General features: G+C 31.2%; 22 protein-coding genes and 2 pseudogenes. 2 read left to right on the top strand and 22 right to left on the bottom strand.

From position 1 onward, the window contains the following. Positions 1-204: 204 nt before the first annotated feature. Complete coding sequence (locus CLMAG_RS12510; protein ID WP_066622531.1) at positions 205-1,350, bottom strand: hypothetical protein; 1,146 nt, start codon at positions 1,348-1,350, stop codon at positions 205-207. A 178-nt stretch (positions 1,351-1,528) separates the two neighbouring features. On the opposite strand from CLMAG_RS12510, the gene CLMAG_RS12505 reads away from it, so the two are divergent. Further along, the gene (locus CLMAG_RS12505) at positions 1,529-2,971 is read left to right on the top strand and encodes a DDE-type integrase/transposase/recombinase (RefSeq protein ID WP_066616982.1); all 1,443 of its coding nucleotides are present in this window, start codon (positions 1,529-1,531) and stop codon (positions 2,969-2,971) included. Positions 2,972-3,262: 291 nt separating this feature from the next. Here the strand turns inward: CLMAG_RS12505 and CLMAG_RS12500 are convergent, their stop codons facing one another. The 9 genes and pseudogenes from CLMAG_RS12500 to CLMAG_RS12470 all read right to left on the bottom strand — a co-directional run bounded on the left by CLMAG_RS12500 (position 3,263) and on the right by CLMAG_RS12470 (position 10,524). Then, positions 3,263-4,228, bottom strand: coding sequence for a type II secretion system F family protein (locus CLMAG_RS12500; RefSeq protein WP_066622529.1), 966 nt, complete (start codon positions 4,226-4,228; stop codon positions 3,263-3,265). A gap of 5 nt (positions 4,229-4,233) precedes the next feature. Continuing rightward, a complete protein-coding gene (locus CLMAG_RS12495) occupies positions 4,234-5,730 on the bottom strand; it encodes an ATPase, T2SS/T4P/T4SS family (RefSeq protein ID WP_066622527.1) in 1,497 nt (498 codons plus the stop codon). 23 nt (positions 5,731-5,753) lie between these two features. Beyond that, on the bottom strand, positions 5,754-6,704 hold the full coding sequence (locus CLMAG_RS12490) for a CpaE/TadZ family protein (protein ID WP_066622525.1): 951 nt from the start codon (positions 6,702-6,704) through the stop codon (positions 5,754-5,756). Between the two features lie 8 nt (positions 6,705-6,712). Next, on the bottom strand, positions 6,713-7,153 hold the full coding sequence (locus CLMAG_RS12485; RefSeq protein WP_066622523.1) for a hypothetical protein: 441 nt from the start codon (positions 7,151-7,153) through the stop codon (positions 6,713-6,715). Between the two features lie 90 nt (positions 7,154-7,243). Beyond that, positions 7,244-7,294 (bottom strand): annotated as a pseudogene (locus CLMAG_RS34945) (hypothetical protein); the annotation flags it as partial. 26 nt (positions 7,295-7,320) lie between these two features. Continuing rightward, a complete protein-coding gene (locus CLMAG_RS32415) occupies positions 7,321-7,473 on the bottom strand; it encodes a hypothetical protein (protein ID WP_161486961.1) in 153 nt (50 codons plus the stop codon). A 22-nt stretch (positions 7,474-7,495) separates the two neighbouring features. Further along, positions 7,496-9,355, bottom strand: a complete 1,860-nt coding sequence (locus CLMAG_RS31725; RefSeq protein ID WP_066622521.1) for a P-loop NTPase family protein — start codon at positions 9,353-9,355, stop codon at positions 7,496-7,498. A gap of 27 nt (positions 9,356-9,382) precedes the next feature. Continuing rightward, positions 9,383-10,090 (bottom strand): hypothetical protein, encoded by a 708-nt coding sequence (locus tag CLMAG_RS12475; RefSeq protein ID WP_066622519.1) that lies wholly within the window; start codon positions 10,088-10,090, stop codon positions 9,383-9,385. A gap of 5 nt (positions 10,091-10,095) precedes the next feature. Continuing rightward, complete coding sequence (locus CLMAG_RS12470; protein WP_066622517.1) at positions 10,096-10,524, bottom strand: hypothetical protein; 429 nt, start codon at positions 10,522-10,524, stop codon at positions 10,096-10,098. 269 nt (positions 10,525-10,793) lie between these two features. Here CLMAG_RS12470 and CLMAG_RS12465 point away from each other — a divergent pair, with 269 nt between their 5' ends. Then, complete coding sequence (locus CLMAG_RS12465; RefSeq protein ID WP_066622516.1) at positions 10,794-11,603, top strand: tetratricopeptide repeat-containing protein; 810 nt, start codon at positions 10,794-10,796, stop codon at positions 11,601-11,603. A gap of 124 nt (positions 11,604-11,727) precedes the next feature. Here the strand turns inward: CLMAG_RS12465 and CLMAG_RS31720 are convergent, their stop codons facing one another. The 12 genes and pseudogenes from CLMAG_RS31720 to CLMAG_RS12415 all read right to left on the bottom strand — a co-directional run bounded on the left by CLMAG_RS31720 (position 11,728) and on the right by CLMAG_RS12415 (position 25,175). After that, on the bottom strand, positions 11,728-11,949 hold the full coding sequence (locus CLMAG_RS31720; RefSeq protein ID WP_153040990.1) for a hypothetical protein: 222 nt from the start codon (positions 11,947-11,949) through the stop codon (positions 11,728-11,730). A gap of 228 nt (positions 11,950-12,177) precedes the next feature. Further along, on the bottom strand, positions 12,178-12,351 hold the full coding sequence (locus tag CLMAG_RS32410; RefSeq protein WP_207647054.1) for a hypothetical protein: 174 nt from the start codon (positions 12,349-12,351) through the stop codon (positions 12,178-12,180). A 25-nt stretch (positions 12,352-12,376) separates the two neighbouring features. Next, a complete protein-coding gene (locus CLMAG_RS31715; RefSeq protein ID WP_066622515.1) occupies positions 12,377-12,778 on the bottom strand; it encodes a helix-turn-helix domain-containing protein in 402 nt (133 codons plus the stop codon). 214 nt (positions 12,779-12,992) lie between these two features. Then, positions 12,993-15,236: a formate C-acetyltransferase gene (pflB, locus tag CLMAG_RS12455; RefSeq protein ID WP_066622513.1), complete on the bottom strand. Its 2,244-nt coding sequence runs from the start codon at positions 15,234-15,236 to the stop codon at positions 12,993-12,995. A gap of 152 nt (positions 15,237-15,388) precedes the next feature. Continuing rightward, positions 15,389-16,618: an L-lactate MFS transporter gene (locus CLMAG_RS12450; protein WP_066622511.1), complete on the bottom strand. Its 1,230-nt coding sequence runs from the start codon at positions 16,616-16,618 to the stop codon at positions 15,389-15,391. 376 nt (positions 16,619-16,994) lie between these two features. Continuing rightward, positions 16,995-17,717 (bottom strand): LytR/AlgR family response regulator transcription factor, encoded by a 723-nt coding sequence (locus CLMAG_RS12445; RefSeq protein ID WP_066622510.1) that lies wholly within the window; start codon positions 17,715-17,717, stop codon positions 16,995-16,997. Between the two features lie 4 nt (positions 17,718-17,721). Further along, positions 17,722-19,293, bottom strand: a complete 1,572-nt coding sequence (locus CLMAG_RS12440) for a sensor histidine kinase (RefSeq protein WP_278330543.1) — start codon at positions 19,291-19,293, stop codon at positions 17,722-17,724. Between the two features lie 325 nt (positions 19,294-19,618). After that, positions 19,619-19,756, bottom strand: a pseudogene (locus tag CLMAG_RS12435) (FMN-binding protein); the annotation flags it as partial. 17 nt (positions 19,757-19,773) lie between these two features. Further along, entirely contained in the window at positions 19,774-21,378 is a 1,605-nt protein-coding gene (locus CLMAG_RS12430; RefSeq protein ID WP_066622506.1) for a nitrite/sulfite reductase, read from the bottom strand. Positions 21,379-21,572: 194 nt separating this feature from the next. Further along, positions 21,573-22,148 carry a 5-formyltetrahydrofolate cyclo-ligase gene (locus CLMAG_RS12425; RefSeq protein ID WP_066622504.1) on the bottom strand — a complete coding sequence of 192 codons (576 nt, stop codon included), beginning with the start codon at positions 22,146-22,148 and terminating at the stop codon, positions 21,573-21,575. 139 nt (positions 22,149-22,287) lie between these two features. Further along, positions 22,288-22,515 (bottom strand): DUF1858 domain-containing protein, encoded by a 228-nt coding sequence (locus tag CLMAG_RS12420; RefSeq protein ID WP_066622503.1) that lies wholly within the window; start codon positions 22,513-22,515, stop codon positions 22,288-22,290. A 98-nt stretch (positions 22,516-22,613) separates the two neighbouring features. Beyond that, positions 22,614-25,175, bottom strand: coding sequence for a RyR domain-containing protein (locus CLMAG_RS12415; RefSeq protein ID WP_066622501.1), 2,562 nt, complete (start codon positions 25,173-25,175; stop codon positions 22,614-22,616). Between the last annotated feature and the right edge of the window lie 34 nt (positions 25,176-25,209).

Below are 25,209 nucleotides of genomic sequence, written 5' to 3'. Positions count from 1 at the left end.
ACCATATTTTTTAAAATTTAAGCTTTAATTAATTCTTAAATACAATTATATTTTATCATACTTCAATTTTATTTACAATAATTTTGTTGTTTAATTTATGTTTATTTAATTTACATATTAATCGTACTTATTACATACAACTAGTATAGTCATACCTTATAAACCTTTATACATAAGGGATTTCCTCTGTATACCCATATACCTTTATATTGTATTCTTGATAATATCAAAGAATGGTAGCATGATAAGTAATATTAACAGAAGGATTAATGGAAATTGCAGTAATGTAAGCCTTATTCTTTTATTTCTATTTTTCTGCTTATTCATTGTTTCTTCCATGGCTAAACGTAGATTTCTCTGTATTTTTAGAATCTGATTATTAGTAGCTTTATCAGAATTTAAGCACTGTTTTAAAATTGTAATGAACTTGGTAAACTCAGAGTTATCTACTTCTGTTACAAGCTCATCTAAAGCTTTCACTGGACTTGAAGTATACATATTTAAACACTGCTGAAAATTAGATCTTAATACTTTTGATTGAGCTTTCATCTGCTGAAGCAAGGAAACAACGTTTATATTCTCTTTATTCATCAGAAGTATTGTTACCGCCTCAATTTTCGCAAATTCTTTTTCAATCTTGGCAATTCTAATTGACTTCCTAAAGCCGAATATTAAGTCTATTATCCCTGTAGATAGTAAAGCAAGTAACAATAAAATACCTACATTTGCTGGAGATATAATGGTCATGTTATAGGCTTGAAGTAGTGTTTGTAATACTTTACGAGCGGTTTCATCTTTATTGTCTTGAATGCTGAGTTCTTCCCTTGCATCCCCAATTATTGCAGCAAGCTCACCTACCTTATTTTTCTTAAAATAGGTTTTATAATTAGGTGCTTTCTCCAGTGTTTTTTGTAATAAGCTATCATAGATAGAATTACTTCCTTTTACATCTGTATCTGTATTTCCCATTATTAAAGTAACTGCATTATTGTTATCTGATTGCTCTAATATCCCCTTTTCTCTTAAGGTATTCATATTTACATAAACACCAAAAATGAATATAAAGGATATTATAAAAAACACTACTTTTATAATTGCTACTTTTTCTAAGGATAGTCTTATTCCTGCTTTTAAAAGTTTTTTTCTTTCCTTTTCATATCTAACTGAATCCTTTTTAGGTGTCATCATTTTAATTAAAAATGATCCCTCAATCTTACTTATAAATTCCTCTCTGCTATCCTTTTCGTACATGTATTTATTAATAGTATTCTTCAATCTTTGTCTAGGTAAGGGTATCAATGTTAGTAACAACAATGCCCCTACTCCAGCCAATATATAAACTATAGTCATATCCACCCCTCCCCTTTATAAAGTGATAGTGTAAAGTTTTTTACACTATTTCTTTAATTTATTCTTTATATATCAAGGGTTACAGAGTTTTTTGAATAAAAAAAACAATGCCCCCCTTTTTTCTGTTATAATTGAATCTTCGAACCTCCAAAATAACATCCAAAGGAAAGGACATTGTATGGATTCAATTATAACTTATTTACTTTTATATAACAAATACCTTTTGAAAGTAATTTCTCAATTACTTTTGTTTATTGCTAAACATATTCCCCTAAAGCAGTGGGCTTTTGAGGATTCACATAGTCCTGAATACCAAAAGTTTAAAGTGGATAAGCTACCTAAAATTTTCAATCCAGAACCTGTTGATTATCAATTACTTTTAGCCTACTATGAGCATAAATACGGTAAAACTGTTAAACCAGTAAATCGTAGATCAGCGAAAGCAATTGTTCCTGAATCCACTGTATGTCCTCGTTGCGGTGCTCCACACCAGTATATCTATAAGAACAATGGTTCTAAGGGGCAATATCAATGCAAAGTGTGTGGAGAGCTATTTAACGAAACAAATATCTATAATAAGCCTCTTGCTTTGCGTTGCCCTTATTGTGGATGTATTTTAACTCCTAAGAAAGACCGTAAGCATTTTAGAATACATAAATGTGTTAATAAAAAGTGCTCTTACTATCGTAGCAATCTTGCTAAACTGCCAAAGGACTTAGATAGTTCTGAAAAACATAAATACAAGCTCCACTACATCTATCGTGAGTTCACCATAGATTTTTTTAAAATGGACTTACATGAACTTTCTTCTAGGGTAATTAACTTTAAGTATAAAAAGTTCAATGCCCACATTATGGGTCTTTGCCTTACTTATCACGTAAACCTTAAATTATCTACTAGACAAACAGCTCATGCTATGGAAGAAGTACATGGAGTAAAGATTTCACATACCATGGTAGCAAACTATGCTATGACTGCTGCCGCAGTTATAAAGCCTTTTGTGGATACCTTTGATTATAAACCTTCTAACATTCTTTCTGCTGATGAAACTTATATTAAGGTTAAAGGTGTAAAGCACTATGTTTGGATTATAATGGATGCTTGCAAAAAATCTATCTTAGGTTATCAAGTATCAGATACCCGTGCTGTAGGTCCTTGCATTCTAACTATGCGTATGGCTTTTGAAAAGTTTAAAACCTTTCCAGGTAAAGCTCTAAGATTCATTGCAGATGGTTATAGTGCATATCCTCTTGCCAGCCAACAATGTAAAATACAGAGTGGCTGGGATTTTGACATTACCCAAGTTATAGGACTTACTAATGATGATGCTGTATCTAAAGAGTTCCGTTGGGTAAAGCAAATAGTAGAACGGCTTAATCGCACCTTCAAATCTTCTTACCGTGTTACCGGTGGTTATGGAAGTGAAAATGGTGCTCTCTATGGCGTTTCTCTTTGGGTTGCCTATTATAACTTTCTACGCCCTCATCCTTATAACTACTGGAAGCCACTAAACGAGTTAGATATCTTAAGTAATGCTGGTAATATGCCAGCTAAATGGCAACTTCTTATTTATCTTGGTCAACAAACTATTCTAAATATGCAGAAACAACCAGTAGCTTAACTACTATTTGTTTTTAGATTTTTGAGCCAGAGGTAAATACTTAGCCACCCTTCGGGCTTGCCCTTGATGGTATTACTAATAAATGCTAAAATGCTGTGAACAAGACGGTGAAATCTATCTGTTTTTGAGTTTCTTTGCCGTCGGTGCCAATTTCAGAGCATTTATTTGTCATGCAGTCAAGGGTGGCGATTACAGCAACTAAATTTTATTTAGAAAAAATTTTTCAACTTTTGTGAGCTCTTACGAGCATATTTTTTAAGGCTACTTTTTTCATATCTCACTTTACACTATCTATAAAGTATCTTCAACAACTATCATAGTAATAGAAACTATTGAAAATATAATGCAGCCTGCTACTACTGCCTGTCCTTGTATTGTGTGCCAATAGAAATTAGTAGCTTTATCTCCTAATCTGTTCACCATACCAAAATAAGTTACAACCATACATGCGATTAAAAAGTATATATTTGCTTTTTTGTCCTTCAATTCTTCAACTTTTCTTTGGCTTTCTAATCTTTCCTGAGATATATAGCCTTCTAAATCTAAAAGACTTTGAATAATATCATTGTTTGTCTTATATCCCGCTTTTAGAAGTGCCACAAATGCAGTACACATAACATAATTAACTCTAGTATCAAATTCATCTAAAGCCTTAAAATAACTTTCAGCATGATTCATACTATTAACTAACCTTTTTACCTCATATCTTAGACTATAAGGCAAGTCTGGAATGCTTTTTCTTAAGGCTTCTTTTGTATTTTGTGTGCTTACATATTTAGATATAAACACAGATACTAGCTCTGGAAAGTCATTGTATATTTTTTTTCTTTTCCCTTTTATATACATAACCATAAAAAGATGAGGAACTAGAATACATAAAATCAATATTAGTGGCTTAAACATTAGAGGTATGCTAAGGAAAAGTGTTACTATAAATGATGTAATGAAAAAACTCCCCAAGTAAAACACCATCATGCTGGCATAATACTCATTTTTCACATCACTTTTTGATGTAATTAAGCCTAGTTGTATTCTTACAAAATCCCTTAACTTAGTTAAAATAGAAACCTTATTGATTACATTAACTATTTTTTGAGAAAACTTACTGTTTTGTTGCATTATTCTCTTTTTAACTTTAACCCTCTTTGGACTTATCATTGATAGAACTATAGATAAGAGTGTTATAAGTGCAAAGGCTAAGAGAATTAAAACAGGTATATTCCCTTCCATATAATTTATTATTTCTATGAACTGCATACTCATCATTCCTTTTTCAATAATTCAATATCTTCGTCAGAACAACCGTAGTATCTTAATTTATCCTCTAATTCTTGACTTGGCTTATAGTCACTTACTTTTATAACCATCTTTTTACTTTCATCCCATTGATAAATAGGTCGTAATTCAAAAGGTCTTATAGGATTATCATAATTAACTACTAGCTCTCCAATATAGTCAACCATTCTCTTTCCAAGATCCTCAAAGTGTCTTAACCTGATTATTATATCTACTGCCTCCGCTGCCTCTTCTCTTAATACATTAATGTCTACGCCAGTACCACTTTCAGCTCCCATTCTTGCTATGGCATTTACAACGTGATAAGGATTTGTAATGTGAAGTGAACAGCAGCTTCCACTGTTACCTCTAGTCATACCCTTTATCATTTCAGAAATTTCATAGGATCTAGCCTCACCAATGATAATAATGTGTCTTCCCATTCTTAACTTATATGAGAACTGCTCGTGAAGTGAATACTTATCTGTTTCATAAAGTGTTGTTATATCTCTGTCTGGATATAAGTCCATAAGGTCTGTATCCTTACCAGAATCCACAAGTCCTATCTTATAGTGTTTAGGGAATAGCCCTACATAAATCTTTAAGAATGTTGATTTACCAGTGTTTACACCACCGATGAATACAGAATTGGCTCTACCCTTTGCTAAAATCTTTAGATCATCAAGCATATGCTTAGTGATTGTACCATTCTGTAGCATTTCTTCTTCGGAAACAGATACACTATCAAACTTTTTAATGAAAATTCCATGCTCTGCTGCTCCTGGTTTCAATGTTATAGTTAATCTCGCACCATTTAGCAATCTTCCTGTAACTTCACAATTTTCATCTGTTATCTGACCATTTCCCTCCTGAGAATATAGTCTATCAGCAATACACTTTATTTCTTCATCCGTTGAAAAATGGTAGTCTTTTATTGTGTACCAAATACCTTTGTTAGTTTCTACTCTTATTTTTCTAGTACCATGTACCTCAATGTTGTTTATTTTCATGTATATCAGTTCTTCAATTAGAGATAATCCGTATTCACTTTTATAAATCTCCATTGCGAAAAAATCTATTTCATCAACTGCATTAACTTCAATATTTAAGATATCGTGTTGTTGAGGACTGCCATACTCATCCATAAGTTGATAATAAGTTATAAATGCTTCTTCATTCTGAAAGTCTATAGAATCTAGGTCTACAGTTTTATATCCTTTATTTTTTATACTATTGAAGTGTTCAATAATTATTGCCCTTAATGTAGTTCTGTCAGCAGAGGTTATTAATGTCATCAGATGTTCTTTAATTTTAGTCATAACATATCTTCTAGCTTCCAAATCTCCTTTACCGCAGCGGTGTATAAAATCTGTGTGCATATCCGCTTCTTCATCAGATAATACATTTGGGTCCTTCATTCTATCTACAATCTTTGTTCTATATTTATCTAGTAAACCTTTTAATTCATACCTTATATCTAACATCTATGGCATCCTCCTGATTTTCTCTAATCATCTTCTTTCATCTGGTGATTTAGTGCTTCATTTAACTGTTCTCTAGTTATAAATCCTTTTATAATTAAAATTTCTCCTAACATTGGGCTCTTTTCAACTTTGAATACTGACTTAACTCTCTCTTCCTTGAGCTTCTCTTCCTTTTTACTTTTCCATATCTTATTGAAAATTGGATTGTTGGACATTCTGGCTACTATGTCATTTGCAAATAAAAACTTTGCAGACACCTTTTCGCCCATTTGAAATTTATTTAGTATAACTGAAACAAGATTATATAATTCTCCTTTATAGTTACCTTCTTCAAGATCCAAGTATCCTTTATTAATGTTTTGTGGCACATCCCTTGAAAATGGGAATACTGCTATAAACTCTTTACCGAAAGTTTTTAAGAATATCTTTTCAATTCCTAATCCTCTGTTATTAAAATTAAGAATGTATTCTGCTTTCTTATTAAAAAAGTCTCCTCTTTCTGAAAGTGTATCTATATACTTTTCTGAGGCTGGAACCATAACTAACATAAGGTCTATATTATTTAAGAGGCTTTGATTAACTTCTGTTTCACCTAAATCTAATATTACAAACTCATAATTTTCCTTTACTCCCTGTATAAGATTAGTTACTTGAACATCTGTATATTTTCTGCCCTTAAAATTTGTTCCATATATTACGCTTAACTTGCTATTTAAAAAAGGTGTTGTATTGCTTTTAACTACTGAGTCTAATTTACTTCCTGGTACTGTAGCATAAGACATTATGTTATCTACGTTGTAGTTATTAGTTGAATCCTTCTCTAATATAATCTTTGCTTCTGGATGATTTATATCTAAATCTATTACAATGGAAGGTGAGTTTGTTACTTCACACATAGCCTGTCCTAGAAATAAGCTCAATGTTGTTTTACCTACATTTTTTTCTTTTCCGCATATTCCAATAACTATCCCCATAAAATCACCTACTTGAATATTACAGAACTACCATTGTTATTGGATGTTGTGGTGGTTCCTGTAACTTTCTTATTTCCTTCTATTGAAGGTCTTTGACCACTAATGCTTAATGAGAAATATCCACCTAAAGCTTTGTAAGTTTGTATCTTATCTGCAATATCTTTAGGAGCCATGAATATAGCTGATTTTGGAACAAATGCCTGTCCTTGAACTTTGTCTTTATAACTAATACCTTCTGCACTTTTTACATCTAATATCTCTACTTTTTCAAGTATTGGCTTTAAGGTGTTTAATAATGTTGAATCCATTGGGTATAAAGGTATAGTTTGAGCTGGATTTATCTGTGGCTGATTTGGGATAAAGTATATATCAACCTTATCAAGAGGTCTTACTTCATTTGCTGTGAATGTGTCCTTATCAGGGTTGCAGGTTATAGATACTAACCTCATTTCACCTTCTGCCCACTTTTCTTTAGTTGCGATTTTACTAGCTAATATCTGCTCATTACTTCTAAAGTTTTCAGTAGCAATTTTTCCTGTTATCTCTCCTGGGCTAGAATATCCACCTTCAACTACTGAAGCTGAATCGATTTTTTTTGTAGTTATCTTATCAGAAGTTATTTCATCCCCCCTGAATATATTGTTTTGGCTACTACTACAACTACTTGCTTATTCCCCTTCACATTGGAAAGCTTAAATTGATAAAATCCTATAACGCCTGCTAACACTATGCAAAAGGAAGCAGTAATTAACCTTGCGGTTTTATTCATCTTTTTCTACCTCCTACAAAATCTACTCTTCCATAATTAATTCATCTGGATCAACTTCAAGTATCTCATTAGTCTTTATAACTTGACTTGATTCTGCTTTATTACTTACTTCTTTTTTTGGTGCAATTTCTTCTGTCGGAGATTCTATTTTAGAAACTTCACTCTGCAGCTCCCTTGCCAGTTCTTCCGGCTTAATAACTTTTCCTTTTTCCTTTTTAAATAACTTACCTATCTTTCCAAATAAGCCTTCCTTCTCAGTTTTTATATTTGTAGGATATATGTCTTGTACTATGTTTTTAATTGCTTCAAAGCTTTCAGTATCAAGCTTTTTAGAACTATAGGTATACTCGTATGCCATTTTGCTTATTTCAGCACTGTATGGCACTGTAAACATAGGTACTTCATCTTCAATTATTGGTGCTCTATGAGATGTTTCTAAATTTGTATTAGTTTTTAAACAATGATTTATCATTTTTGGTGTAATACCACATGGTATAACTTTATTTATTATGAATTTAATCTTCTTCATATTTATGTGATCTTTTAACTCTGCTTCATAATTTGTATTATGTTTTAATTTGGCTATATCAAGGGTGTGTACTACATAAGCGTTATTTACTATTTGATAAACTTCCCTTGGTGTCTTATAGTCCATATCGATTAAAATAACGTCATATTCCTGTTCTAATAGTTGTAAGTAGTAGATTGGGTTTCCATAGTCCACTTTACTTTCATAGCTTGCAGTATATAGGTCAACATATTTATTAATCTTATATGGTCTTAAAGAACCTCCAACTAAGGATAGTAGTGCATTTTTACCTTCTTTTTCTTTTTTATCATCTTCATCTTCATCTAAGTTATTAAAGATGTGTATATCATATAAATCTCTTGTAAGCGTTAGGTCAACCACTGCGGTCTTTAACTTACTGGTGCTTAGCATATCTGCTGCCAAACTTACAAGTGTTGTTTTTCCCGCTCCGCTGAAACCTACAAAGCCTACTTTCTTTTTATAGTCATTAGGTCTTTCATAGACTTTTACTTCTTTTTCTTTCTCTATGAAGACTTTTTCAACTACCTTTTTTTCAATTTCAACTATTTTTTCTTTTTCTATATAAACTTTTTCTACTTTGACTTTTTCTTTAAAACTTTCCTTTTTAGCAGTATTCTTATTAACTACTTCTGCTTTTGCAACCTTTTCTACAACATTATTTAATTTATTGTAAAAAGTAGTGTAGTTTGAATTTCCAGATTGGGTTAGTAATCTTCTTATATCATCAGTTAATAGTGAAACTAAGAATACCATCTGCTTTTCGTTGTACTGCTGACTTATGCCATCAAATATTTCAGATATATTTTCTTCTGTAGCTCCTTTTAAATTACCAATTATAGTTAGGAGCTGTTCATCTTCTATTTCAAGCATACTTTCTTCTTCTTTGACTTCTTGTTGGCTTTCATTAGCGTCTTCTAATTCCAAATAAATCTTTGCATCAATTTTAGTTCTCACATTGTCTATAAGATTTACTATATTAGGTAAGGTTAAATCTTCTTTATATAGGATGTTGTAAATTCCTAATTTAAAAATATCAATAATGTATCTATCACTTTGGTGCTCATCATTAACAATTAGAATTATATTTAGTGTTGGATGTTTGTCTGTTATCCTATCTAGAAATTGAAATGATACCTGTTTGTTAATCTCTAGGTCCTCACGAAGTATAAGGACATCATAAGGCTTTTCCCCTAAAGCTTTTTCTATTCCCTCTAAGTAATACTCAGTATCAAAAGTAAAATTTTCATTGTTAGTAGCAACATATTTATCTAAAATTTTATTCTCTATAGCTTTATTTGGATTTTGATTAATACCAAACAATATGTGTTTCATAACTTTATCCTTCCTTATCTATAATTCCTAGACTATAACATTTATTATCACTGGGAATATTTGAAGCACTATCAAAACAATAAATGCTAGTTTTATCATGTACCTTCCCTGTAACCGCCTTGGAAGATCAGTTTTACTTAATGTTATATTAGTTATTCCATATACAATTAGTAATGCTGCTATCACTGGACTATTTTCCTGTAAGAATCTAATAAGCCCATATAGAGCTTGATAAACGCCTCCACTTCCGAGTATTTCTTCAACTGCTCTGTTCTGAAAGTAGATAACAAGTATAGGCAGATTTAAAAAGAATAGAAACACTATAGTAACGCTTAAAGACCACACTATATAAGACTTTCTCTTTTCTAAACTTTTAGCACCTACTGTACTGATTAACACTGTCATAATGAGCATGAATATTGTATAAATCGGAATAGCATATTTTCTTAATGTTATCGTAGTCTGAGTTAAACCATTTTCAATTTTTGCTTTTAACTCCTTTTTATTAAAATCTCCAGAGGAATTTTTATTGTCATTATTATATTGATTTATTAGTCCATCTAACTTCTCTCCATTGTCAGGAGCATCTTTTATATTATTTTTAATATCCTTATTCTGTTGTTCTATTTTTTTATCAATATTAGATTGGGTACTAGATGCATAAACTATTCTTATAAACCCTACTGAAAAAATTAGAAGTAGGGCTAAATATATAAAACCTAACTTCTTCTTCATACTGACTACCTCTCGTAAATTTTTAATGTGTCTGTATCAATTATCTCAACTGGAAAGAACTTGATTTTGCCATCAACTGTTTTTATGCACATATGTTCAGTGTACCCTTCTGAAGCTGAGTTTCTAGTGCCTACAAAATTTCCTACTGTATAGTTCTTTTCATCTGAATTGTAAAATGATATTCTGTCTCCCATTTTCATTTTGCGACCTTCTAATTCATAACAGTAATTTTCAACTTCTACAATTTTAGCTATCTTTTCAGTTAAAAGCTTATCTTTTGCATCTTCAAAACTAAGACCATCTTTAGCCATAATCTCACATACTTTACTTCTTGCAGCCAACTGCTTATTCATTAGCAACACAGGCATTATGATGAACTTATACCCCAATGCAACCATTCCAACTACAACAATTCCTAAAAATATTGCGTTCATTCACCTTACCTCGCTTCCTTGTCTCTTCTTTTCTATCTATATTAATTATTATATCATTAAATTGTTTGTTTTGCAACAATATAATTGTTTATTAAAATTAACAATATGATTGTTTGGTTTATTGTAAAGTAATTAACTATTAAAAATAATTTATGAATTACACATATTTTTAATTCTTAAAGTAGGAGGACAAATTTTAGAAATAAATAGAACTGGTGTTCTAATTATGGTATAATATCCTTATATTATTTAGAGCACTGGAGGTATTAATGAAAGGAAAAAAAGTAAGAATAGTAAGAAATGTAGTAATTTCAGTAGTAACTCTCTGTTTAGCCTTTATTTCTGGTTTCAGTATGTATAGGGTTGGTGAAACGATAAAATATAATAATTTAGTAAAACAGGGAAACCAATATATGCAGATCGGTGAATATGATAAGGCAATAGCTCTATTTAAGCAATCATTGGAGTATAAAAAAAGTGATGATGCCCAATCAAATATTAAGAAAGCTGAAAGATTTAAAATTGATAAAAGCTACCATACAGAAGGTGTAAATCTATTAAATGAAAAAAAGTATACTGAAGCATTGGCTGAATTTAATAAAATTGATGCTAATAGTACTCAGTTTCCAGACTTGAAGGATAAAATAAAACTATGTAAAACACAATACATATCGCAAAATATTAAACTTGCAAATGATTCTGCAAGCAAAGGTAATTATGAAGAGGGCAATATATATCTTGATGAAATATTAAAGATTGATCCTAATAATGAGGAATCTAGGAAGCTGAAAGATAAGTTTGCTGCAGCTATACAGGAACAAAAAAATGCAGAAGCAGAAAAGGCTGAACAAGCTAAAAATCAAGCTAATGTTAATTCTTCTCAAAACGTAAAAAGTAAGGCTAGTACAAATAGTTCACAATCTAAGTCAAATAATAAAAATGCAAACAAAAATAAGGAACTTCAATCTCAAATAGATGCTTTAGAAAAAAAGAAACAAGGGCTTTCAATGTATAGTGCTGAATACTTTAATTTCGTTAAACAGCAATTAAAGTTAGAAAAGCAGAAGATTTTTAACTAAAAAAGTGTATTAAATAGAAGTTAGCCATTCCTCATGTACTTATGAGGTGGCTATTTTTTATATGAAATAAAAAAAAGCTAGAATATAGCTTTACTTTAAGTTATGAAGAATGTTGAATTGTGATTTAAGATAAACATGTGTACTTTGCCCAATCCTCATTATTCGCAATAGAGTCAGTTATAATGTTAACTATGAAACATGTAATCATATTAACACCTCCCCCTAAAATACAAGCAATGCTAAACATAACTACATACAATACAAGCAATTTTATCAATTTGTCAACAGAAGAATCTACTGCTAAAATAATGATTCCTGCCACGATTTTCAATTGAGCACTTGGCACACTACAATTTTTACTATGTTATATCATAATAACATAAAAAATCAATTCTATTCCAAATTTTGTTTCGCAAATAAGACTTAACTATTTTAAGAGATAATGGTAGCATTTATACAAACATGGTCAAAGTAGAATTTTATATACTAATTTTATGGGCCGTTATGCTCCTTATCTTTCTTACTTTGCCCTCGATGACAAATACAATATCTCTGTATCACACTAAAACAAAGGTCAACATTTACATGCTATCAAGTCTTTTAATGATTTAATTTCTTCCTCTGTCAGGCTACTTGAACTACTGCCAAATGAAAGTTCTAAAAGTCTCTGTTGCCTTTTAATAGGATGTTCTGACACAGTTCTACAATCTACTCTCATTTTATCTATCCATTTCATTACATAATTCACTCTATCTTCAGATATAAGTTCATCTTCATCTTTCTTTCAAAGAAGTAATTCTTCCCTTTGTCATAGATTGGCTCATTCCTTTCAAAGTTGTTCTTATTTCTCTATGACTATTATACTTGTTTATCCAATGTTTCAATAATGATTTATCTGATAGTTCATACTTATTCACAACTTCTCTCAGTGAATATTCTCCTGAAAGATAGTCCATTACAGCCTGTGTCTTTAGTTCCGTTGAATAAGACTTCCATGTTCTCGATTCTCTTAGCACATATAAACCATATTTCTCAAAATTATATATCAAATTTCTAAGATTATCTTCTCTGATTTTATACATAGAATCAACCTTCAACATTGATCCAAGTCCGTTCTCATATGCCATTAAAATTTTATACTTTTCTTCTGCAGTATATTTAGTTCTTTTGGGCATAAAAATGCTCCTCCTTGAAGTAACAGATTTTTTTTTAATCTGTCTACCTTAAGGGGAGCATATCACTTCTAAGCGTGTAATTGTTATTTTGATTTATTATTTTTGAGCTAAATATTACTTTTACCATTTGCATGGTTTTTGCTATTATGTTTTATTATAAGATATAGATGTTATAATTTTTTATTCAGATATTTTTGTCTTATATTAGATTTTACTACATTAATTCGTGGAAAGTTCTGCTTATAACTTCTTTTTGTTGTTCTTTAGTTAATCTGTTGAAGTGAACAGCGTATCCTGAAACTCTGATAGTTAGAGTTGGATATTTTTCTGGATTTTCCATAGCATCTATCAATGTTTCTCTTCTAAGTACATTTACATTTAAGTGGAATGCACTCTGTCCAAAGTATCCGTCTAACATATTTGCAAGATTGTTGATTCTACTTTCTTCATCTTTTCCAAGAGCATCTGGTATTATTGAGAATGTATTTGAAACTCCATCTTGGCAATACTCTCTGTATGGTATTTTAGCTACTGAGTTAAGTGATGCAAGTGCTCCATTCTCATCTCTTCCGTGCATTGGATTTGCTCCTGGTGCAAAAGCTTCTCCAACTTTTCTTCCGTCAGGAGTTGATCCTGTCTTCTTACCGTAAACAACGTTTGATGTTATAGTTAAAACTGATAGTGAATGATCTGCATTCCTATAAGTTCTATGTTTCTTAAGCTCTTTTGAGAATCTCTTTGTTATATCTACTGCTAAATCATCAACTCTATCATCATCATTTCCGAATTTAGGGAAGTTTCCTTCGATTTCAAAGTCAACAGCAATACCTTTTTCATTTCTTATTGGTTTAACTTTAGCAAATTTTATAGCACTTAATGAGTCTGCAACAACTGATAATCCTGCTATACCAAATGCCATAAATCTCTTTACTCTTGTATCATGAAGAGCCATTTGCCCTGCTTCATAAGCATATTTATCGTGCATATAGTGTATTGTATTCATTGTATCAACATACAATTCAGCTACATTTGCCATAACTTTCTTGTAGTTCTCCATTACTTTGTCAAAATCAAGAACTTCGTCAGTTATTCTTTCTATGCCAGGTACAACTTCTATTAAGCTGCCATCCTTAGCCATTTTCTTTTCATCTACTCCACCGTTTATAGCGTAAAGTAATGCTTTAGCAAGGTTTGTTCTAGCTCCGAAGAACTGCATTCTCTTACCAACTTCCATAGCAGATACACAGCAAGCTATAGCATAGTCGTCTCCGTATATTGGTCTCATTATATCATCATTTTCATACTGAATAGCATCTGTCTTTATTGACATTTCTGCACAGTACTTTTTGAAGTTTTCTGGTAAATTTTGTGACCATAGTACTGTCATGTTTGGTTCTGGTGCTGGTGTTAAATTAGTTAGTGTATGCAAGAATCTGTAAGCTGTTTTAGTAACAAGTGGCTTACCGTTAACGCCAACCCCTCCGATTGATTCGGTTATCCAGTTAGGATCTCCTGCAAATAAGTCATTGTATTCAGGAGTTCTTAAATGTCTTACCATTCTTAGCTTTACAACAAACTGGTCAATTATTTCTTGAGCTAATTCTTCTGTTAATAATCCATTTTGAAGATCTCTTTCTATATATATATCTAAGAAAGTAGTATTTCTTCCAATTGACATTGCTGCTCCGTTATTTTCTTTTACTCCAGCTAAATATCCGAAGTATAAGAATTGAACTGCTTCTTTTGCATTTGAAGCTGGCTTGGATATGTCTATTCCATAGGATAAAGTCATATCTTTGATTTCTTGCATAGCACGGATCTGCATTGATACTTCTTCTCTAATTCTTAGAGTTTCATCACATGATCCTTTTATTTCCTTTAAATCTTTCTTCTTTTGTGCTACTAAGAAGTCCATTCCATAAAGGGCTATTCTTCTGTAATCGCCTATTATTCTTCCTCTTCCATAAGCATCAGGAAGTCCTGTTAAAAGACCTACTGTTCTTGCTTTTCTTGCTCCATCTGTATAAGCATCAAAAACTCCTTCATTGTGAGTTTTTCTGTATTTCTTGAAGTTCTTGTTTATATCTTCATTCATTTCAAACCCATATGCCTCAAGAGATTGTTCAACCATTCTGATTCCACCAAATGGGTTCATTATTCTCTTTAATGGAGCGTCGGTCTGAAATCCTACGATAACTTCATTTTCTCTATCTAAATATCCTGGTTTGAAATTGTTTATACCTGAAAACTCGTTAGTTTCAACATCCATAACGCCTTTTTTAATTTCTTCTATAATAAGATCTTCTGCTTCATTCCATAATTTTTTAGTTTTGACTGTTGGATTTGCTAAAAAGCTTTTATCTCCTTCATATACTGTATAATTCTTTTGAATAAAGTCTCTTACATCGATCTCTTCTGTCCATTTTCCTAATTTAAAATCTTCCCATTGTTTTAACATTTGCTTCACCCCTTAGTATGATTAAGTTACATATTTTTTCGTCTGTATCGATTTGCAGTGAATTACATCTTTAAATCGATACAGATGTTTCTATTGTATTTTCATTATTCTTTATAATACTAATAACAATTTTTAGCGAATTAATGTATTTTTTAAGCAGCATTTATATTTAATTCTAAACCATTGTTGTCTCCTTTAATATTTTCAGGTAGCTCCATTGGAGATTTTATTGTAGCTACTATGATAAGCGAAACTATACACAACATTCCGACAACCATAAATGTAGGTTTAAATCCTCCTACAAGTGCAGCTATAAATGATCCTGAAAGTGCACCAAATCCGAAGCCTTGATATATAATTCCATAATTTCTACTATGATTTTTCAAACCGAAAAAGTCACCTACTATAGCTGGGAAAACTGTAATGTTTCCACCAAAACAAAATGCAATTCCAGCAACACAAGCAAAGAAAATCCCAAAATTTAAATGTACAAAGCTCAATACGAACACTGCAATGGCAGTAACTGTAAGTGTAAACAATACTACTTTTAATCTACCTACTTTATCTGATAAGGCACCTAATATAATTCTTCCAGAGGTATTAAATATTGCTACCATAGCTACCGCATTTGCGGCTATAGCAGGTTTAAGTCCAGCTAATTGAACACCTATGTCTTTGACAATTCCTATTAAATAAAGACCACTCATACATGCTGTAAAAAACACTATAAATAAAAGATAAGCTTGTCTAGTTTTCAACATTTGTCTTACTGTAAAGTTATTTCCTTTTTCACTGTTATTAACACTAACTGTTTTGGATGATGCATCTTTTAATAATTGAGCACCAGTAAGTATTAAAACCATTGCCATAATACCCCAATACAAGAACGCTCCGGTCACCCCTTTTGAACTTATTAAACTTGCATTAATGTATTTAAAGATTAAGCTTCCAGTTCCATATGCTCCTACTGAAATACCTGATATAAGACCCTTTTTCTCTGGAAACCACTTTATGCAATTAGAAAGGGTCGTAATATATGCAACACCATCTGCTGCTCCAACAATTAAACCAACCATAACATACAACATAGATATTGAGGTTACCTTAGATGTTAACATTAAACCAGTTCCCATTATTATTCCAGCGATTGATATAAGCTTTCTAATTCCTAGCTTTTCTTGAAGCCTACCTGCGAATAATGTGCCAAATGCTAAAGCAAAGCTTGTAATCGAAAATGTAAGAGCTACTTTACTTAATTGCCAGCCAAATTTATTCACAAGAGGCTGATTGAATAAACTCCAAGTATAGATTGTTCCGAGTCCTAATTGAGCAATTATTGTACCTAATACTATTAACCAACGACGTTCTGATGTGTTTTTCATTTTGAAAATCTCCTTTCACCCACTCTTCAATTTTAGTTCTGCTACTTTAATAACTTAATAAAACTTTTTATATTGCTGTAAACCTTTGCTGTCTTGTCCCTCTACTTGTTTTAAATTATATATCAGCAAACTATAAAATTATTAATTATTGAATGATATGCAAAGAAAGCTACATGAAATACACCAATAGTATAACTTAACTACCATTAATACTCCGATTGCACAAACTGAGATGTTATTGGCAGTAGTTATCCTATTGTAAAACTTGAATCATATGGAGTTTCAATTCCTTCTGATTCTTGGTGAATAAAAAATCAGATAGGAGTTAAACGCCTCTGACTGCAGACATTTAACCCCTATCTGATTTTACTTAAATTTATATATTCATAAGCTGCTTAAATTCCTTTAAGTTGCTTCTACTTACTGGTATTTCATAGTCTATATCTTGAAGTCTTAAATTATATGTGTTATTAAACCAAGGGATTATTTCCTTTATTTTGGTTATGTTAACAATGTAAGATCTATGACATTTAAAAAACTTATCCTTTGGTAAACTATTATAAAATTCAGTTATACTAACGTTTACTGAATACTCCTCATCCTTAGTAGAAACATAAGTTACTCTTTCCCTAGCAATACAATAGTATATATCATCTAAATCTACTACTCTTATCTTTTCATTCTTCCATAGGTTTATCTTGTTAGTTATACTATTTTTATGTGAATTATCTTTCTGCTGATTATAGCTCATTTCTAACTTTTTTAACATAGATATGATTCTAGACTCATAGTAGGGTTTTAATATATAATCGAAAGCCTCTATCTCAAAAGCTTCTACAGCATGTTCTTTATACGCTGTTATAAAAACTATATACGGCTTTTTAGAAAATTTACTTATATTCTTAGCAAGTAGTACACCATCAAGCGATGGTATATTTATGTCTAAAAAGATAACATCAACTTCATTTTTCTGAATAAATTTAAGTACGTCTATTCCATCTTCGAACTCATCTACTATCTCTATGCTGCTATAATTTTTAATAAAATATTTAAGTTCTTCTCTTGCTAAAAATTCGTCTTCAACTATTATAGCTCTCATAATCTCACCTCTTTATATAGAATTCTATTTTAGTTCCTTTTTCAAGCCTTTTTATTATAAGACCTTCCCCATAAATAAGCTTAAGTCTTAAATGTACGTTGTAAAGGCCAATTTTATTTTCAGGTATGTTATCGTTGTAAACTCTTTCTATTATATCTTCACTTATACCAACACCGCTATCAACTATAGATATTTTAACCTTTTCATCATGTTTTTTTACACTAATATTTACAGTTCCTACACCTTTATCTTTTAAAATACCATGAACTATAGCATTCTCAACTAGAGGTTGTATTGAAAGACTAGGTATTTTAACATCTACATCATCTATATCATAAATCATATTTAATTTATTTCCAAACCTAGCTTTTTCTATTTCTATATAATCTTTAACTTGTTTAAGTTCTTTTTTTATATCTATAAATTCATCATTTAGCTCTAGATTATACCTTAAATAGCTAGCTAAATTTATTATAAGTTCTCTAGCTTTATCTGGGTTTATTCTTATAGAAGAAGTTATAGCATTTAATGCATTAAATAAAAAATGTGGGTTTATTTGAGTTTGAAGTGCTTTAATCTCTGCTTTATTCGCCATTTCTTTTATTTGTTCAATCTTTGACACTTCCATTAAAGTAGAAATAATCTGTGAAAGCCCTACTGCAAGAGTTTGCAGTGAGTAAGTTATTTTGTGCTCTCTTCCATAGTATATTTTTAAAGCTCCTATAACTTCATTTTTTTCTTCAAGTGGTATTACAATAGCTGATTTTAACATTGCACTTTTATCATCCAAATTATCATTTTTTATAATTATTTTGCCATTCTTTATTGCTTCTTTAGTTACTTCAGTTATTATTTCATGGCCTATATTATAATACTCTTCTCCAACTCCAACATAAGCTAATATATCTTTTTTATCAGTTATGGCTACTGCATCAGCTTGTATGTCTTCTTTTATTATAGTACATATTTTATTTAAAGAATCGCTATTTATATTTCTAAAGTATGGAAGAGTTTTGTTTGCAATATCAAGTGCCAATTTTGCCTGCTTGGCAGCTATCTTTTCTTTATCATCTTCTACACTTTGAACTAATAAAACAATAAATCCTACAGTAATTTGTCCAAGTATCATGGGAATCGCAATTTTGGATACTATATCGAATCCTAAGGAATGAGGTTTGCTTAATATAAGTATAAGTATCATTGTAATCAGTTCACTTAGCATTCCTGCAACTATACCAGCTATCCATCTATAATTCCGCTTAACCTTTTTATTGATATATCCAGACACAACTCCTGCGATTATACTACTTATAAGACATGGTATTGAAGTTATACCATTTATATCTATTAAATATCTATGCAGTCCCGATACCACTCCCGTTACTATTCCCACAAGTGGACCAAATATTATTCCTCCAGACACTATAGTAATTGTTCTAACGTTTACCAATGACCCTTCTACATTTAATCCTGTATAAGTTGCTAATATAGCAAATATACAAAATACTATGCAAATAATTGCATAATCTTTCCTTTGGTAGTTCTCCTTCAAAAATATTTCTCTAAAGCTTTGCATTCTAGTTATAATAAATAAACATATCAGAAGTAATGTAGCTCTATCTACAAATTGCACTAATATATTATATATGTAATACAAGGTAATTCCTCTCCCTTCTTTAGATAACAAAAATTATAATATTAGTTTTATCCCATAACTAACTGCTACTAATACCCTCCACTTCTACAAGCGGTGTTATAAGTGGCACTAAGTTCTTTTTATCGTCTAATGTTATAAAAGAGTTTATGAACTGCTTATATTCATATTATGAACATAAGCGGTTAATAACAGTCAAGATAGCTGTTATTAACCGCTTACATTAATTAGACACTATTGAAAAAAATTATAATGTTTGTTTTGCTGATATAATTGTTATCTCTAAAACCCTACTTAAAAATGGAAACTTATTTTTCATCATATCAAATTCTGAACCTGAAGTAATAAACTTAGCACTTCCTTCAATTAACAAACCTGTTCCCATTGATATATTTCCTCCACCTAATTTTCTATGCTCAAAATATTATTTTTAACTTCACCAATTTCAACTCGATCAATAAAATCAGTAAAGGTCTCATTTTCCAGTTTATTATCCTTAAAGAAAAGTATTATTTTTTCAAGGACTATATGGACCTCATCCGCTTTTACACGATAATTTAGATTTTCTGCAAATTTTCCATTTCCACTTAATGTTCCACCTATCCATAAAGTGAAAGCATCTTCATTACCATTTTCAGTTTTTATAACTGCTCCTTGAAGACTAATATCAGCTATATGTTTTTGTCCACAGGAATTAGGGCACCCCGTAAAATGAATACGAATTGGCGTGTCTAATTCAATTTTAGAAGCAAGATATTTAGTAACTTTTTTAGCTAATTCCTTTGTTTCAACAATGGCTAAATTACAAAACTCCTTTCCAGTACAAGAAACTGTATATCCCATGAATGCATCTGGGCTAGGAGATAAGTTCTTAAAGATATCCATTCTTAATAAAAACTCTACATCTTCATCATTTATCCCTGTAATAATCAAGTTTTGAGATAGGGTAGTTCTCAGTTTATCGTCTCCATATTTTGCCGAAATATCAGCAAGTTCAAGAAGTTGGTGAGAGCTAATCTCACCTAGAGGCAAGTTAATTCCAATATAACTTTTGCCTTTTTGCCTTTGAGAATGCACTCCAAAGTAATAAGAAGCATTCCATGAGGATCTTTTATCTTCACCCATATTTGGCATTTCTCCAATAAGCTCTAATAATTTGCTTTTAAACTTTTCTATTCCCCAGTCTGCTACTAAAAATTTTAAACGGGCACGAGTACGCTTTTCTCTATAGCCATAATCTCTAAAAATAGTACATACTCCCTTAGCAACTTTAACTACTTCTTCTGGTTTTACAAAAATATTGAGCTTTTGTGCCAAATAAGGGATAGCAGAAAGGCCCCCTCCAACCCACACATGAAAGCCTATGACCTCTTTTCCTCCAATATTTTTTACTGTCGGAGTGAAGGCAATATCGTTAATTTGAGCATGAGCTGCATTGCGGGTACTAGCAGAGATGGATATTTTAAATTTTCTTGGCAAATTAGAAAAATCTTTATTGCGTAAAAATAATTGATTAACTTCCTCTACAATCTCTGTTGTATCCATAAGCTCGTCTTTATCAATGCCTGCAAGAGGATTTCCTACTATTGTTCTTGGACAATCACCACAAGCTTCAAAGGAACTCAACCCACAAGCTTTAAGCCTTTCAAAAATATAAGGTAGGTCTTGTACTCTAATCCAGTGAAATTGTACCGCTCCTCTTGTAGTAACATTAGCAATACCTCGTCCATAATCCTTAGCAATAAGTGCTAAAATATTTGCCTGTTCTGAACTCATTATTCCAGAGTTTATACGCACTCTCATCATAAAGTATCCATTTTTAGGTTTTTGTTCGTAAACTCCAGCCCACTTAAATCTATTCATATCTTCAGCGGTTATAGAATCATAACCTTCCTTTGAATACTTTTCAATTATGGTTTCTATTACATCCAAACCATCTTTCTCAATTTTAATAACTTCCACTTCATTTAACTTTTCATTTTTAGACCAAGCTGCATCATAAGACATCAAAAATCCTCCTTCAATTACATAGAATTACTAGAACGAAACTCAAAATAAATACTATTCTTCTTTTCTTTATAAAAACATATAAAATCTATTGATTTTATATGTTTTTATAAAAGTATTTTGTATTTTATTATAGCTTTCAATTGCCAATTATGCCGTGATTATAATCACACATTAGCCTTCTGTAGATATCTTTAATTTATGGTTATTAGTTCTTCATTTGTAATGATTCCATCTATTCTTACATCAGAGCTTTCCATTGGAACACTGTTTACTACTTGAAGCTGATATGCCAAAGCTATTTTTGAAACTTTCTTGCTCATTTTCGTAAGAAAACGGTCATAAAATCCCGCCCCATATCCTAGTCGTCCACCCTGCCTATCAAAGGCTACACCTGGCATGAGTATAAGATCTATATCACGACTATCTGCTGCAGAACAATTCTCCGATGGTTCTAATATGTCAAAGTAACCAGGTCTTAAATCAGACAAACTATTAATTCTAAATATCTCTATACCCTTCTCTTTTGATTTGATTTTTGGTACATAAATAATTTTATTATCATTTAGCGCTAAATTTATTATTTGATGAGTATTTACTTCACTGCCAAAACTTACAAAAGTAAATATGATATTTGAGTTTATATAAAATTCGTTGTGTATTATTCTTTTAAATACTTCTTCATCCCACTTTTTTCTTGTGTCCATGGCTACTGCATCCCTTTTTTCAAGAACGAGCTTTCTAAATGTTGTCTTGCTAAGCAAATCCATATGATCAACCTCCACTCTTCTAGTCTGCTCTGCTATTTCTTTTATCAGAGCAGATGAATTAACTGAAAAAAGCTATTGACTGCTATAGTAATTATCCATAACAGCAATAGTTTTATATCAATCTGAAAATGTAACCTAATTACATCTTTACACTATATCCTCTTTTAATAAATTCATCCTTAATCTTTTCTATTTCAATCCCCTTCATTTCCGCGCCTTTAGGTATTGTCACAAATCTTCCTACGGTATTCAACTTTGCAGGATCTGATATACTTTCAAAACCTATTTCCTTCATAATCTCAATTACTTCCGGATCTTCCTTATATAATTGATACACTGTCTTTGACAAATCTATTACCTTACTCAAATAATCCCCTCCTTTTTTATATTCTCCCTTTCAAATACTAAGATTCTGATAGAATTGTATCAAATATTCTTTATAAATAATGTGATTTAAATCACTAGTTAAATCTTATTTTCGCAATAACACATAAATTTCAATCGGTCTATCTTAAAATTTGATTTTGCTAATATTTCTGGCCAAGCCTTAACCATTTCATATATCTTATTTTTTTTATCACTTGATAAATTATCCCAGGCTACAAGCGTTGGATCAGTCTTTTTAGTGTTATCCTTAACTTCACTATACTTCCAACCTGCCTTTTTTCTATAGTTATACCAACTCTTATGTTCATTCTCAGCTAAAACTTCTAATTCTCTAGCTGTAAACTCTATAAAGACTTCACTTTCTTTAACAGACACAACGTCATAATTAATTTTAAGTAAAGCATTAGGAATATTTTTTGCCTGATGCCTAATAGAGTTTTTGGTATCTTCACTAAGCTCCTGCCATGGCATACTATAATCTGAATCTATATTTTTATTTTTTTCGTAAATAGCCATTGCAAGACTCTCAATTCTCTCACTATAAAATGCATCATGCATTAAATGACGTAAAAATTGCTCTTCATCTACATGTAGTTTTAATTGTTCTTTAGATGGTAGATCTGATTGCTCCCACTTTTTCGCATTTGTCAGCATACTCATTTCCAGTATTGCTTCCATAGATCTTGATTCATGTTTATATCTTCTAATTTTAAGTAAGGCTCTTAGTACACCATCATCAATTTGAGCTTCACCATTATCATTTATAAGATGAGATACTTTACGTTCCAATAGTGAACGTAGCAGCATCGCTCTTCGGATTATAAACAAATGATCCCATTTTTCATCAGTTCGATTAGGTCCAAGAATATTTACATAACCTCTTAAACGACTTATAAAATCTGGACCTTTTGCACCTTTAAACTCAAGTAAAAACTTCTTTTGTTCATTTTCATCTTTCAAATCTTCTCCACAAAATTCTTTAAAAGTATTACTTGTTCCTCCAGCAAATACAAAAATGGCTTTTCCTATAGGATGGATAGAATCTCCCTCTCTAAATGTACCATCCTGCATTGGAGCCAAGAAATATTTTAACCATCCAAGCTTTCCTTCAAGTGCAGAGTCAAATTCATCAAAAAATACTAGTGGAATTTTTCCTTCTAATACAATGTCTCTTACTTTATGAAATGAATTCACTAAATCTAACGGTGAACGGAATTGGGATAAATTAAAATCTAGTTTTTTAATTAAATTTGATGCAATACTATTAGCCACTTCTACTATACCAAAAGATTTCCCTGAACCAGGTGTCCCAAATACAGCAATTGAAAGAGGCCTAACTGTATTTTTAGTGGATATGTATTCCATCATAAGATTTTTGATACTTCTATAACTTTCTATTTCTGCCTTATCTACTGTTGTTAAATTCCCAAATTGTGCTATAGGAATAGATTTCAATGCACTTTTAACTCCATTTTTAACTATATCATACGCTATTTCAGCTAGGTTAGTAGAACTTTTATCTTTTAAAATATACCAACAAGAACGACAATTAGAATTTGATGACACAGGCACTAATACATCTTGCACATGATCCTTATGTACAAAATCTTCTTCCTTTTTAATAAATATTGAAGAATTAGGAAATGAATATTTTTCTAGATTTTCTCCAAAACCTTCAATAAAGTATTTCTGAGCTGAAACGATTCCTTGCCGTATTCCTGTTCCTATTGATTCGTATAACTCTTCATTATCTTGACTTCCCGTAACAATAGCACTTGCAAGTCCTGCTACAAAACAGGATGTAAGTCCAATCATTTTACCTTGAGTGTCTTTAATAAAACTTCCTTCAAATCCATATGGCAGAAAATATAATCTAGTTTCAGGTGTACCCTCATTTCTATAATAAATTGCACCTTCAAGTCCAAAAGGTATTATAAGGTGACGACAACTTGCAAGGAAAGCAAGATTTGGATTGTTACTAATTTGCCAAACAAAATCTTGTGCTGTTCTCTCCCATGAGAGGCTTTTACTTATATTAACACCCTTTGAACGCAAATCATCACCATTTATAATAACTATTGTCTTTTCATTGTGAGACTTTTGCAAATGCTTCCAAAGCTCACTAGAACCAATAGGATTATTCATTTTATATAATATAATCGGTGATGTTTCAGTAGATTGTAAAGCCAAAGGCCAAAAATCCTTGCTGAAATTAAAGCCATTATCTTCGTCATCCAATATAACCATATCTGCACTAGGATTGTCGTCCATTATAGGCAGTAATCTCGGCATACCTGACATAGCTTCAGTAAATCCCATCAAACGCTTTATTCTATACACATTACTACTATTAGTTTCATCATCGTATTTAGTAAATTTATCCAATTCTACAGTGGAACTAAGAAACTCTCTTTGCCAAACCCATTCTATATCACGTATCTGCGGTGAAAATACTGAAGCTTCTGTTGCCAACTCTACAAACTTCGATAGAAGTAGTGCTCCTCCTGGTTTTAAAGCATTATGCATATTTAAATGAGTCTGCCAGTTTAAACCGTTATTACTATTAGGATATGTTACCCATTGCAGTACATTTATACAGATATCACCTGACACTACAATTTTAAAATTTTTGTTTTTCATCTTTAAGCTCCTATCTTAATAAATTTAGCACAAG

This window comes from Clostridium magnum DSM 2767, from assembly GCF_001623875.1.
GTDB lineage: Bacteria > Bacillota > Clostridia > Clostridiales > Clostridiaceae > Clostridium_AM > Clostridium_AM magnum.
Note: the sequence above shows the minus strand (reverse complement) of the source record. Positions and strands in the feature narration are given on the sequence as shown.

Bases quoted from the DNA above. Each gene is read 5' to 3' on its own strand.
- CLMAG_RS12500 (WP_066622529.1), bottom strand. From the start codon at position 4,228: ATGCAGTTCATAGAAATAATAAATTATATGGAAGGGAATATACCTGTT.
- CLMAG_RS12485 (WP_066622523.1), bottom strand. From the start codon at position 7,153: ATGAGGTTAGTATCTATAACCTGCAACCCTGATAAGGACACATTCACA.
- CLMAG_RS12510 (WP_066622531.1), bottom strand. From the start codon at position 1,350: ATGACTATAGTTTATATATTGGCTGGAGTAGGGGCATTGTTGTTACTA.
- CLMAG_RS12490 (WP_066622525.1), bottom strand. From the start codon at position 6,704: ATGGGGATAGTTATTGGAATATGCGGAAAAGAAAAAAATGTAGGTAAA.
- CLMAG_RS12430 (WP_066622506.1), bottom strand. From the start codon at position 21,378: ATGTCTTATGATGCAGCTTGGTCTAAAAATGAAAAGTTAAATGAAGTG.
- CLMAG_RS31725 (WP_066622521.1), bottom strand. From the start codon at position 9,355: ATGAAACACATATTGTTTGGTATTAATCAAAATCCAAATAAAGCTATA.
- CLMAG_RS12465 (WP_066622516.1), top strand. From the start codon at position 10,794: ATGAAAGGAAAAAAAGTAAGAATAGTAAGAAATGTAGTAATTTCAGTA.
- CLMAG_RS12505 (WP_066616982.1), top strand. From the start codon at position 1,529: ATGGATTCAATTATAACTTATTTACTTTTATATAACAAATACCTTTTG.
- CLMAG_RS12440 (WP_278330543.1), bottom strand. From the start codon at position 19,293: ATGCAAAGCTTTAGAGAAATATTTTTGAAGGAGAACTACCAAAGGAAA.
- CLMAG_RS12415 (WP_066622501.1), bottom strand. From the start codon at position 25,175: ATGAAAAACAAAAATTTTAAAATTGTAGTGTCAGGTGATATCTGTATA.
- CLMAG_RS12470 (WP_066622517.1), bottom strand. From the start codon at position 10,524: ATGAACGCAATATTTTTAGGAATTGTTGTAGTTGGAATGGTTGCATTG.
- CLMAG_RS31715 (WP_066622515.1), bottom strand. From the start codon at position 12,778: ATGCCCAAAAGAACTAAATATACTGCAGAAGAAAAGTATAAAATTTTA.
- CLMAG_RS12425 (WP_066622504.1), bottom strand. From the start codon at position 22,148: ATGGATTTGCTTAGCAAGACAACATTTAGAAAGCTCGTTCTTGAAAAA.
- CLMAG_RS12450 (WP_066622511.1), bottom strand. From the start codon at position 16,618: ATGAAAAACACATCAGAACGTCGTTGGTTAATAGTATTAGGTACAATA.
- CLMAG_RS12445 (WP_066622510.1), bottom strand. From the start codon at position 17,717: ATGAGAGCTATAATAGTTGAAGACGAATTTTTAGCAAGAGAAGAACTT.
- pflB (WP_066622513.1), bottom strand. From the start codon at position 15,236: ATGTTAAAACAATGGGAAGATTTTAAATTAGGAAAATGGACAGAAGAG.
- CLMAG_RS32415 (WP_161486961.1), bottom strand. From the start codon at position 7,473: ATGAATAAAACCGCAAGGTTAATTACTGCTTCCTTTTGCATAGTGTTA.
- CLMAG_RS12495 (WP_066622527.1), bottom strand. From the start codon at position 5,730: ATGTTAGATATAAGGTATGAATTAAAAGGTTTACTAGATAAATATAGA.
- CLMAG_RS12475 (WP_066622519.1), bottom strand. From the start codon at position 10,090: ATGAAGAAGAAGTTAGGTTTTATATATTTAGCCCTACTTCTAATTTTT.